The organism is Zhongshania marina, from assembly GCF_002915595.1.
Taxonomy (GTDB): Bacteria; Pseudomonadota; Gammaproteobacteria; order Pseudomonadales; family Spongiibacteraceae; genus Spongiibacter; species Spongiibacter marinus_B.
The window spans coordinates 246,342-258,518 of the sequence record NZ_PQGG01000007.1; the positions used below are offsets into that span (position 1 = coordinate 246,342).

Annotated in this window: 7 protein-coding genes; 6 read left to right on the top strand and 1 reads right to left on the bottom strand. The window is 52.6% G+C overall.

Translation table 11 applies throughout. The features are described from left to right. Nucleotides 1-49: 49 nt before the first annotated feature. Complete coding sequence (locus tag C0068_RS03130; RefSeq protein WP_103683033.1) at nucleotides 50-2,455, bottom strand: TonB-dependent receptor; 2,406 nt, start codon at nucleotides 2,453-2,455, stop codon at nucleotides 50-52. A 209-nt stretch (nucleotides 2,456-2,664) separates the two neighbouring features. Here C0068_RS03130 and C0068_RS03135 point away from each other — a divergent pair, with 209 nt between their 5' ends. The 6 genes from C0068_RS03135 (at nucleotide 2,665) to C0068_RS03160 (ending at nucleotide 12,110) form a co-directional block, all read left to right on the top strand. Further along, nucleotides 2,665-3,825: an iron-containing alcohol dehydrogenase gene (locus C0068_RS03135; RefSeq protein WP_103683034.1), complete on the top strand. Its 1,161-nt coding sequence runs from the start codon at nucleotides 2,665-2,667 to the stop codon at nucleotides 3,823-3,825. A gap of 265 nt (nucleotides 3,826-4,090) precedes the next feature. Next, a complete protein-coding gene (locus C0068_RS03140) occupies nucleotides 4,091-5,281 on the top strand; it encodes an acetylornithine transaminase (protein ID WP_103683143.1) in 1,191 nt (396 codons plus the stop codon). A 27-nt stretch (nucleotides 5,282-5,308) separates the two neighbouring features. Next, entirely contained in the window at nucleotides 5,309-6,226 is a 918-nt protein-coding gene (gene argF / locus C0068_RS03145; RefSeq protein ID WP_103683035.1) for an ornithine carbamoyltransferase, read from the top strand. A 49-nt stretch (nucleotides 6,227-6,275) separates the two neighbouring features. Then, complete coding sequence (locus tag C0068_RS03150) at nucleotides 6,276-7,481, top strand: ABC transporter ATP-binding protein (protein WP_233208717.1); 1,206 nt, start codon at nucleotides 6,276-6,278, stop codon at nucleotides 7,479-7,481. Nucleotides 7,482-7,890: 409 nt separating this feature from the next. Beyond that, nucleotides 7,891-10,785 (top strand): ribonucleoside-diphosphate reductase subunit alpha, encoded by a 2,895-nt coding sequence (locus C0068_RS03155; protein ID WP_103683037.1) that lies wholly within the window; start codon nucleotides 7,891-7,893, stop codon nucleotides 10,783-10,785. A gap of 86 nt (nucleotides 10,786-10,871) precedes the next feature. Further along, the gene (locus C0068_RS03160) at nucleotides 10,872-12,110 is read left to right on the top strand and encodes a ribonucleotide-diphosphate reductase subunit beta (protein WP_103683038.1); all 1,239 of its coding nucleotides are present in this window, start codon (nucleotides 10,872-10,874) and stop codon (nucleotides 12,108-12,110) included. The last annotated feature ends 67 nt before the right edge of the window (nucleotides 12,111-12,177 follow it).

Here is a 12,177-nt window from a genome sequence, read left to right on the forward strand (position 1 = left end):
CAAACAAAAACGGCCCGAATGGGCCGTTAATCGAAGAGCTAGCCCTTCGCTAAAAATTATAACGGGCGCTGATACCAATAGTGCGCGGCTGATTCACGTGATAAGCAACACGTCCGCGACCATCTCGCTCAGTATCTAAAGATAGAATCGCCTTCTCATCCGCCGCATTATTAATAAATAACGCCGTATCCCACTGCTCCGTTTTAGCACCTAAACGCAGGTTTACAATCTGATATGCAGGCAGCTCGCGATCATACTCGTAGCTCGCTTGCGACAGCGGTCCACCGACGCCAGGGAAAAGTGTCGCACTGCCCTGACCACCATTTTCTTGGTCGGCTATCTGAGTAAAGCGAGCACCAATATTTTGGTAAGTTGCCGTAAGATAGCCCTCCCAGGCTTCAGCGATAGGGAAGTAATAGGTCGCCGTTACAGCCATTTGAAAGCCGGGCGCGGTTGGCAGCTCATTGCCGTCACGGATGCCGCCCACAATACTGGTCACGCCACCGGTAGTAGACGTCACCTCAGAATCTAGCTCCGCCTGCACATAGCTGCCAGACAAACCAAACTCTAAATTATCTAATGGGCGACTAAACAGCTCCACCTCAAAACCTTGGCTGTGAGCTTCAGGGACGTTATAGACCAATCTAGACGAGCACGACCCCGCAACGACCGTTGCCTGCAGATCCTTAATATCGCTATAAAAGGCCGACATATTTAAGGTCGCCGCTCCACCAAAGATCGTGGTTTTAGCGCCCACCTCATAGTTAGTTAGTTTTTCATCCTCCCAGGTATCATTGCCGCCAAAGGTGGTTAAATCTGTGGGGCTACAGAGCGGGACATTGAGTGGATCGTTAATTCCCCCAAGACGAAAACCTTGGGACACTTGCGCATTAAGCATTACTTCATCGTTAAGGTCATAGCGCACCATAACTCGCGGTGAAACACCGTCAGAAGAGACCTTACCTTTTTTAGCAATAACCGACGCCGCATAAATACCATCGAACGTGAGTTCACGGGTTTCTTCATAATCAAACCAGCGCGCCCCTAGGATAACGGTCGTCTTGTCATTCACGTCGTAAGACAATTCACCAAACACTGCAAACTGCTCAAGCTTGTAGGGCACCTCAGAAAAATACAACTCGTCAGTTCCCGCTCGCGCCCCCGCAGTTGGCCCAGACAAATCTGCGGCCACCGGCCCTGACGCCTCGAAGCCGCTAACCAGTAATGACTGCGCATAATCGCGGCGAACGTCACTATAAAATATACCGGCAACCCACTGGAGAGCCGATTCACCAGTAGAGCTTAAACGAAACTCCTGGGTAGTTACCTCAGCTGCCGTAGTATCAAAAAGCGGCGCATCCAGTGTGTAGATCGACTCAGCCTCACCGTAAGAGCCGCCAACAATACTCGCGTTCAATGTTGTGGCATCCCGCAAAACCAAAACATCGCGATCAGTATAAGAGGTGACCGATGTGAGTGTCAGAGTGTCTGACAGATCATAATTCACGGTTAAATCAAACAGGGTAAAGTCGTCTTCAAATTTTTCTTCTAGCTGGGTGAACTGCTCGTATTCGCCAAGCGTAACCGGCGCACGACTAGCGGGGTCTGTGTACGGGTTCGCAAGAATATTGTATTGATCCTCGCGATTGAAGCCGTCCATTTCAATGGACTGATAGATGACCCTAGGGGTGATGGTTAAGGCGTCACTGGGCTGGAATGTCATCGCTAAACGCAGACCTTCGCGACTGCCCTCATTCACATCTTTATTCACACTGCCGTCGGGCTGAAGGGCATCTACATACCCAGCATATTGCTGATAATACCCAACAGCACGCAAAGCCACAGTATCGCTCAAAGGCACATTCCAATGGCCCTTGATGTTTCCACCTTCGCTGCCTTCTTTTACTGTCTCGCCGCCCACCTGAACCGAACCGCTCTGCTCTTCAAAATTGGGTTGGTTGCTAATATAGCGAATGGTGCCCGACAAAGAGCCCGAACCAAATAAGGTACCTTGAGGGCCGCGCAATACCTCCACCCGATTGATATCGTAAAAATCTAAATCAGGCGTAAACAGTGACATGGAGATCACAGATTCATCCATGTATACCCCAACCTGTTCTTTTACACCCGGCTGGTCACGCACTATTTGGCCAGCGGAGATACCCCTTATCGCGACCTGACTCTGGCCAGGCCCTAAATTCTGAATGGATATACCGGCCACATTATTTGCCATGGACTCAAGATCGGTCGCGCCGCTTTGCTGCAACTTGCCCTCTGTCATTGCCGCAATAGAAAATGGTACATCCTGCAAGGTCTCAGACTGCTTACGAGCCGTAACAAGCACCTCCTCAATCACTCGCACCGACTCAGCGTGAACCGTCGGCGCAGCAACAACAAACCCCATCGCCACCGCCAAGCTCAAGCTAGTCCGTATATATCTTGGATGTTTTATCATCGCATTCTCCCCGTTGTTATTTTTTCTTCTTATTTAAGCACTTCAAGCCTCACCGCATTTACCACGGCAAAACAACTCTCCTTTGGTATAGCAGATAGGAGAAAAAATGCACTGTATTGTGGCGATAACAACCAAGACCACCAACGGAATTTGTGTTTCAAACCCACTCCATATTAAATGCCCTGATAAATAAGAAAGAGAGCTCAATCATGACCGCGAACATCAACCTGCCGAGAATACTTCGCATCGGCGCAGAAGCCAGCCAAATGCTGCCCGCCACCTTAAAAGAGCTTGGCTTGTCTCGTCCGCTTTTAGTAAGCGATGCCTTTATTGTTAGCCTGGGGTGGCTTACCAAGCTGCAACAGCAGCTAGACCAAGAAGGTATTTTTCATCGCAGTTTTACCGGCGTGGTGCCAGACCCCACCACCGACGCTATTTACGAGGGCTTGGCGGTATTACGCGAAAATCAGCACGACTGCGTGGTAGCCCTCGGCGGCGGCAGCGCCATCGACACCGCAAAAACCATCGCCGCAATGGCTGAGCGCGATCAGCCAATCCGACACTATAAAGTGCCGCAAACTCTGGACGACGGCTTGCCCATTATCGCCATCCCCACCACCGCCGGCACCGGCTCAGAAACAACCCGAGTCGCCGTCATCACGGACACCGAAACCCATGAGAAAATGCTGTGCATGGGTTTCGGCTTGATGCCGGTAGCCGCGCTGGTGGATTTTGAACTCACCATGACTATGCCGCTGCGCTTAACCGCCGACACCGGTATCGACAGCCTCTGTCATGCCTTAGAGGCCTACGTTAGCCGACGCGCCAATCCGTTCACCGACACCATCGCCCTCGCCTCGATGACGGCAATTGCAAAACATCTTCGAACCGCCTGCCGCGAACCTGACAACCGCGTCGCCCGCGAAGCCATGATGCTCGCGGCGACCCAAGGCGGCATCGCCTTCTCAAACGCCTCGGTCACTCTTATTCACGGCATGAGCAGACCGATTGGCGGTTTATTCCACGTACCCCACGGCATGAGTAACGCCATGTTATTGCCCGCCATTACAGAGTGGTCGATTAGTGGCGCACCCTCACGCTATGCCGACTGCGCCCGCGCCATGCAGCTCGCCAACGCTAGCGACAGTGACGACCAAGCAAATCAAAAGCTGGTCGCAGGTTTACGTCAGCTCTGCGCTGATTTACAGGTTCCCACCCCCGCCAGCTTCGGCATTAGCAATGAGGAATGGCGGCAAGCAATTCCGACCATGGCTCAGCAGGCGCTGAACTCGGGCTCGCCGGCAAACAACCCCCGCATTCCTAATGCAGAGCAAATCGCAGAGCTGTATCAAGGCGTTTGGACAAATTGATTAAAGGCTTCGCTACTAAAGAATTATTGCCGTTGAGCAAGCCCAAGTAGATCGAGGCCTCAACCGTAAGTTAATGCTGACATACTGTAATTATCGCGATCCGTGTTTTTCCGCCGCCAAGGCCTAGAATTCCGGCGTCGTTCCTTATATTATTGAGAGTCTGACTGGGCAGCTCTGGCTGCCTTTTTGCGTTTTAAATCCTTTGTACTGTTTTTTTGCGCTGTTTATCGCACTGGGTGATATTGCAGCGCACGGAGATCTGTTGATGGCACTGCCGGCTTTAATGAACACCTACGGACGCTTACCGGTAACCTTTACCCGGGGCGAAGGTGTGCGCCTGTTCGACACAGAAGGTAAACGCTATTTAGACGGTATTAGCGGTATTGGCGTGAATGCACTGGGCCATGCCCACCCCGCCGTAACTGAGGCGATTCAAACCCAAGCCGCCCAGCTTTTGCACACCTCTAATTTGTACTCCGTGCAAAAACAAAGCGAGCTAGCGGAAGCGCTCTGCGCCATCAGCGGCATGGACAATGTATTTTTCTCTAACTCTGGCGCCGAAGCCAACGAGGCGGCAATCAAGCTCGCCCGTAAGCACGGCCACAATCGCAACATCGACATTCCCCATGTTGTCGTTATGGAGCAGGCCTTCCACGGCCGGACTCTGGCGACGCTAACCGCGTCGGGCAATCGGAAAATTCAAGCGGGCTTTGAACCGCTGGTACGGGGCTTTATCCGCGCCCCCTTCGGCGACATTGCGGCACTAGAAACCATCGCCCATAACAACGACAGCGTCGCTGCCGTATTAATTGAACCTATTCAAGGTGAGGGCGGCATTCACACACTACCGCCGGAATACCTTTCGCAACTGCGGGCACTGTGCGACAAACACGACTGGCTGCTCATGCTAGATGAAGTACAAACGGGCAATGGCCGTACCGGTAAATATTTTGCCTACCAGCACAGCGACATCATGCCCGACGTGGTCGTAACCGCTAAAGGCTTGGGCAACGGTGTCCCCATTGGCGCCTGTTTGGCCCACGGCAAAGCGGCATCGCTATTTCAGCCCGGCAATCACGGCTCCACCTTTGGCGGCAATCCCTTGGTATGCGCGGCGGGCCTTGCCGTGGTCAATACCCTGACCAGTAATAACGCCATCGAGCAAGTTGCCGAAAGCGGCCGCTACCTCGTCGCGGGTTTAAAAGAACAGCTTGGCAACGCCTCTCACGTAAAGGGCATTCGTGGCCAAGGCCTTATGATCGGCATTGAATTAAGCACGCCCTGCGCGCCATTAGTCGGTCAAGCACTAGAAAAGGGCCTGCTGATTAACGTAACTTCAGAGCGGGTGGTACGTTTATTACCGCCACTAATTATTAACCAACAGGAAATTGATGAATTGCTCTCTATTCTTTGCCCGCTAATTTTAGCTTGGGCAGACCAGGGCAGCGCGGCGTGATGCCGATTCAGCAGTAAAGGTAGCCGAATGGCCTTAAGACATTTTTTAACCCTCACGGATTTGAGTCCCGCCGAACTGGAACAACTTATTCAGCGCGCCATTGAACTCAAAGCAGAGCATAAAGCCCGCAAAGCCAGCGTGCAGTTTCCTAACTACGTGTTAGGCATGGTGTTTGAAAAGGCCTCTACCCGCACTCGCATTTCCTTTGAAGCCGGCATGGCCCACATGGGCGGCCACGCTATATTTCTTTCGCCCCGCGATACCCAGCTTGGCCGTGGCGAACCCATAGAAGACAGCGCCAAAGTGATCTCATCCATGTGCGACATCGTCATGATCCGCACCTTTGAGCACGACATTATTGAGCGCTTTGCGGCCAACTCCAGCGTACCCGTCATTAACGCACTAACCGACGACTACCACCCCTGCCAGCTCTTGGCCGACATTCAAACCTTTGTCGAAAACCGTGGCAGCATGAAGGGCAAGCAAGTCGCATGGATTGGCGACGGCAACAATATGTGCCAGTCCTACATCAATGCAGCGGTCATGCTGGACTTTAAATTAATGGTCGCCTGCCCAGAGGGCTTTGAACCCCGCGCCGACCTAGTCGCCGCCGCTGGCGACCACGTTGAAATCGTGCGCGACCCCGTCGATGCAGCCCGCAACTCAGACCTGCTCGTTACCGACGTCTGGGCCTCTATGGGTCAAGAAGAAGAAAAAGCCGAACGCCGCCGCAAGCTATCTGGCTACCAAATCAATCGCACCCTGATGGATTTAGCCAACCCAGGCGCGCTCTATATGCACTGCCTTCCCGCCAAACGCGGCGAGGAAATCAGCGCTGAATTAATGGACGATCCCAACACCGTCATCTGGGACGAAGCAGAAAATCGCCTGCATGCCCAAAAGGCACTGTTGGAGTTTTTGTTGCTTGAGGCACAGACAGCTTGATGCAGGGAGCTGAGGCCTCGCTCGTCGGGCGTCAGACGTCGAACGTCGGATGCAAAAGCGAGCGCGACTTTGTCGCGCAATGCTGCGAAATCGGCGCAGCCGAGACTTCTCGTCAGACGTCCGACATCAGACCTCAGACCACCCACTACCTCGGCCAGCCTTCACTCACCGCAGCAGCAAGACCTTAACCCCCATGCTCCAAATTCACGAAATCCAATGCCAATACGAAAGCGACATTGTCGTCGATAAGGTCAGCTTTCACGTTAACGATGGCGACATTTGCAGCCTGCTCGGTCCCAGTGGTTGCGGCAAAACCACCATACTCAGAGCTATTGCTGGCTTCCAGCCACTAACTCATGGCCAAGTCATTTTACGCGACCAATGCTTAAGCCAGCCTGGCAAACTAGTCGACCCTGAACAGCGCAATATTGGCATGGTGTTTCAAGACTACGCCCTATTCCCCCATCTCAGCGTAAAAGACAATATCCGCTTTGGCTTGCGCAAGCAGAGCAGCGCCCAGCAAAACAGCACGGTAAAACGACTACTAGAATTAGTGCAGCTAGAAGACATAGGCCATCGCTACCCGCACGAGTTATCTGGCGGACAGCAGCAGCGAGTCGCCCTCGCCCGCGCTCTGGCACCCAGTCCCGATCTATTATTATTAGACGAACCCTTTTCAAACCTAGACGCAGAACTGCGCAAGCGCCTGAGTTTAGAAGTGCGCGACATCCTCAAAGAACTGAAAATCAGCGCCATTTTGGTTACCCACGACCAGCAAGAAGCCTTCGCCTTCAGCGATCAGATTGGCTTGCTCCACGGTGGCCAACTGCAGCAATGGGACACCCCCTTCAATCTTTACCATGAACCCAGCAACCGCACTGTCGCGGACTTTATTGGCGAGGGCTGCTTCATACCCGGCGTGATCGGCGGCGAGGCCAACACCATTAGCACCGAGCTCGGCACACTGATTGGCAACCGCGCCTATCACTGGCCACAGGGTAGCCCCGTAGAAGTTTTGCTACGGCCTGACGACATTGTACTTAGCGAACTCGGCGGCATTACCGCAACAGTTGAAAAGAAGGTGTTTTCCGGCAGTGCAACGCTGTACACACTCAGTCTACCTACCGGCAGCCGAGTGGAGGCACTACTGCCTAGCCACCGCGATTACGCCATTAAAGAAACCGTCCAAATTACTACCGAAGCAGATCACTTAATTGCCTTCAGCCGCGAAGAAGTACTGCACGGCGCTGCCTAAATATTTAAGCTATAAAAAAACCTTTTTTATTCACAATCCGTCTACCGCCTTATTAGGCCTCCGCAAGCTTAGGCAATTCAGCGGAAACCCGCGCATGACGGGCACTTACTATTTTGCACAGCTTTTACACACCCCTTACCGACACTTTATCCACAGAAAACACACAGCATCTAGTGCTTGCGAACTTAAGCAAACCGCATTATCTTGTATCCCAGCTTCAGACAAACCCCATATATAGGGTTTAATACAAACATAATAACAACGGATGCGCAGTCCGAACTGAACCCAAGTTTCAACATTTTTGAAGCATCTTATAGAAAGCCCTCCACCCGCAATTGGGTGCCAGAGGCAATGCAGGAAGACTGCCGCACAATACGTTCAAGGACATCAGCAAGGGCTCGGAGATATCATGCAAACCCAACAAGACAGTACTAGCAGTGCCACAGGCATTCCCCCGCACAGCAGCACCGAAGCAGAACTTAAAGCCACCGCACCTGGCCAGTTGCGCGTTATTAAACGCAATGGCTCTGTGGTGCCTTACACTGACGACAAAATCAGTGTGGCAATTACCAAAGCCTTTTTAGCGATAGAGGGTGGCAATGCCGCCGCGTCTACCCGCATCCACGAAACCGTTGCCAAACTGACCGACCAAGTTAGTGCCACCTTCAAGCGCCGAATGCCCTCCGGCGGCACCATCCATATTGAAGAAATCCAAGACCAAGTCGAATTGGCACTGATGCGCAGCGGCGAGCATAAAATTGCCCGTGGCTATGTTTTGTATCGCGCCGCCCGCGCTGAAGAGCGCAGCCAATTGGCCCCTGTTGGCGAAAAAGTCCACCCTAGCATCCGCGTTAAACACGCCGATGGCAGCGAGTCGCCACTTGACCTTGGCCGCTTAGAATTTATTGTGCAAGAAGCCTGCGAAGGCCTGAAAGATGTCTCTGCCGCCGCGGTTCAAGAAGAAGCCCTAAAAAGCTTGTACAACGGCGTACCAGAAGAAGAGGTCAACACCTCACTGGTAATCACCGCCCGCGCCATGGTTGAGAAAGAACACAACTACAGCTTGGTTACCGCTCGCTTATTGCTAGACAAATTGCGCGCCGAGGCACTGAGCTTTTTGGGTGTTGCCCAAAGCGCCACCCAGCACGATATGAGCATTTACTACCCACAGGCACTGCCAATTTATTTAGCCAAAGGCGCCGAGCTAGAGCTTCTCGACCCACGCCTTGCAACTGAATACGACGTAACCGCCCTGGGCGAGGCCATCAAACCAGAGCGCGACATGCAGTTCCATTACCTTGGCCTGCAAACCCTGTACGACCGCTACTTTATTCACAGCAATGAAGTGCGCATTGAATTGCCACAAATCTTCTTTATGCGCGTTGCTATGGGCTTGGCCATGAACGAAGAGGACCGCAATGCCCGCGCCATCGAGTTCTACAATCTACTGAGTTCTTTTGACTATATGAGCTCAACACCCACTCTGTTCAATGCCGGCACCCTGCGTCCACAGCTGTCATCTTGCTACCTAACCACTGTGCCCGATGATCTGCACGGTATTTACGGCGCCATTCAAGACAACGCCATGCTATCTAAATTCGCTGGCGGCTTGGGTAATGACTGGACACCGGTTCGCGGCTTGGGCGCTTACATCAAAGGCACCAACGGCAAATCACAAGGTGTTGTTCCCTTCCTAAAAGTGGTTAACGACACCGCTGTTGCCGTAAACCAAGGCGGCAAACGCAAAGGGGCTGTGTGTGCTTATTTAGAAAGCTGGCACATCGACATTGAAGAATTCTTAGAGCTGCGCAAAAACACCGGTGATGACCGTCGTCGTACCCACGACATGAACACCGCTAACTGGATTCCTGACTTGTTCATGAAGCGGGTTTTCCAAGACGGCGAGTGGACACTGTTCTCACCAAACAATGTACCGGATCTGCACGACCTTTACGGCAAAGCCTTTGAAACTCGCTTTGAAGAGTACGAGGCCATGACACGCAGCGGCGAACTAAAACTGTTCAAGCGCGTAAAAGCAGCAGACCTGTGGCGCAAGATCCTGTCTATGCTGTTCGAAACAGGCCACCCTTGGATCACCTTTAAAGACCCATGCAACCTGCGTAGCCCACAGCAGCATATCGGCGTGGTTCACTCGTCTAATCTGTGTACAGAAATCACCCTGAACACCAGCAAAGATGAAATCGCCGTCTGCAACCTTGGCTCAGTTAACCTCGCCCAACACATCGGCGACAACGGCCTAGACCTAGCCAAGCTAGAGAAGACCGTCAAAACAGCCGTGCGCATGCTCGACAATGTTATCGACATTAACTACTACAGCGTGCCACAAGCCAAAAATTCAAACTTTAAGCACCGCCCTGTCGGCTTGGGTTTGATGGGCTTCCAAGATGCACTGTACAAGCAGCACATTCCATACTCCTCTGACGAGGCGGTGGAATTTGCCGACCGTTCAATGGAGGCGATCAGCTACTACGCTATTAAATCATCTAGCGATTTAGCAGTAGAGCGCGGCTGCTACCAAAGCTACGAAGGTTCACTGTGGAGCCGTGGCATTCTCCCCATCGACTCAGTAGGCATCTTGGCCGAAGAGCGCGGCGCCGACTACATTGAAGTAGACCGCAGCGAAACCCTAGACTGGAACAGCCTGCGCGCAGTAGTAAAAGCACAAGGTATGCGCAACTCCAACGTGATGGCTATTGCACCAACTGCCACCATTGCTAACATCACAGGTGTGTCGCAATCTATCGAACCGACTTACCAAAACCTGTATGTAAAATCTAACCTGTCTGGCGAGTTCACCGTTGTGAACCCCTACTTGGTTAAAGACCTAAAAGCACGCGGCCTGTGGGACGCGGTTATGGTCAATGATCTTAAATACTACGAAGGCTCGGTAAGCAAAATCGACCGTATTCCAGACGACCTTAAAGCCCTGTACGCCACCGCATTCGAAGTTGAGCCGCGCTGGTTGGTAGACGCCGCAAGCCGCCGTCAAAAATGGTTAGATCAAGCGCAATCGCTAAACCTATACATCGCTGGCGCCTCGGGTAAAAAACTCGACATCACCTACCGCATGGCTTGGTACCGTGGCCTAAAAACCACTTACTACCTCCGCGCATTGGCAGCGAGCTCCACTGAGAAATCAACGGTTTCTCAAGGCTCAATGAACAAGGTGTCGTCGCAGTCAGCACCTAAAGCAGCCGCCACCGCGTCTGCCGCTGCACCGCAAGCTGCACCAGTACCGCTGGCCTGCTCACTGGACGATCCAGACTGCGAAGCCTGCCAATAAAAGCGGCGGGGCTCAAAAGAGCCCCTTCGTCTGGCGCCCGACGTCAGACGTCTGACGAAACACACATAAAGAATTGAGGTTATAAAATGTTAAGTTGGGACGAATTCGACAAAGACGAAGCACCCGCCAAGGCGCCGGCTGCAAAACCCCAAGCACCCAAAACCGCTGAGCCCGTTATCAGCGCAGCGCTGAACACCATGAACAACGAAGACGGCGTGAGTGTTGCTGATCAAAGCGTACTTGAAAAAGCCAACGCCGCTATCGAACACCTAGATGTTGCCGCCGGTTTAGAAGAACTGGAAATGGGCGCTGCGCGCCTGCGTGTAGAAGACAAGCGCATCATCAACTGCCACCTCGACCTTAACCAGCTCGTGCCATTCAAATACGACTGGGCATGGCAAAAATACCTCGACGGCTGCGCCAACCACTGGATGCCCCAAGAAGTAAACATGACCGCCGACATCGCCATGTGGAAAAACTCAGAAGGCCTCACCGACGACGAGCGCCGCATCATCATGCGCTCACTGGGTTACTTTTCCACCGCTGACTCGCTAGTTGCCAACAACCTAGTATTAGCGGTGTATCGCCACATCACCAACCCAGAATGCCGCCAGTACTTATTGCGCCAAGCCTTTGAAGAAGCCATCCACACCCACGCCTACCAATACTGCGTAGAGTCATTAGGTATGGATGAAGCCGAAGTCTTCAATATGTACCGCGAACTGCCCTCCATCGCTAAAAAAGCGGCGTGGAGCCTGCAGCACACCCAAGCACTGGGCGATCCAAACTTCCACACCGGCACCCCAGAAACCGACCAAGAACTACTGCGCAACCTGATCGGCTTCTACGCGGTAACCGAAGGCATCTTCTTCTACTGCGGCTTCACCCAAATACTGTCAATGGGCCGCCGCAACAAAATGACCGGCATCGCCGAACAGTTCCAATACATACTCCGCGACGAGTCTATGCACCTGAACTTCGGCATCGACATGATCAACCAAATCAAACTGGAAAACCCACACCTCTGGAGCGAAAAATTCCAAGGCGAAGTCACCCAAATGATCGTTGAAGGCATGCAGCTAGAAATCGAATACGCCCGCGACTCAATGCCGCGCGGCGTACTCGGCATGAACTCAGGCATGATGGAAGAATACCTCCAATTCATCGCCAACCGCCGCCTAAGCCAACTCGGCTTAAAAGAACAATTCCCCGGCGCGCAAAACCCCTTCCCATGGATGAGCGAAATCATGGATTTGCGTAAAGAGAAAAACTTCTTTGAGACGCGAGTTATTGAATATCAAACTGGTGGGGCGTTGACTTGGTAATGTAATACCCAATGGAAGTTGACACTAGAGAGTGCACTTTTGACAAAGGTGAAAAAGTGCACTGTAT

Coding starts and splice junctions, on each gene's coding strand:
- C0068_RS03130 (WP_103683033.1), bottom strand. CDS start 2,455: ATGATAAAACATCCAAGATATATACGGACTAGCTTGAGCTTGGCGGTG.
- C0068_RS03135 (WP_103683034.1), top strand. CDS start 2,665: ATGACCGCGAACATCAACCTGCCGAGAATACTTCGCATCGGCGCAGAA.
- C0068_RS03140 (WP_103683143.1), top strand. CDS start 4,091: ATGGCACTGCCGGCTTTAATGAACACCTACGGACGCTTACCGGTAACC.
- argF (WP_103683035.1), top strand. CDS start 5,309: ATGGCCTTAAGACATTTTTTAACCCTCACGGATTTGAGTCCCGCCGAA.
- C0068_RS03150 (WP_233208717.1), top strand. CDS start 6,276: ATGCAAAAGCGAGCGCGACTTTGTCGCGCAATGCTGCGAAATCGGCGC.
- C0068_RS03155 (WP_103683037.1), top strand. CDS start 7,891: ATGCAAACCCAACAAGACAGTACTAGCAGTGCCACAGGCATTCCCCCG.
- C0068_RS03160 (WP_103683038.1), top strand. CDS start 10,872: ATGTTAAGTTGGGACGAATTCGACAAAGACGAAGCACCCGCCAAGGCG.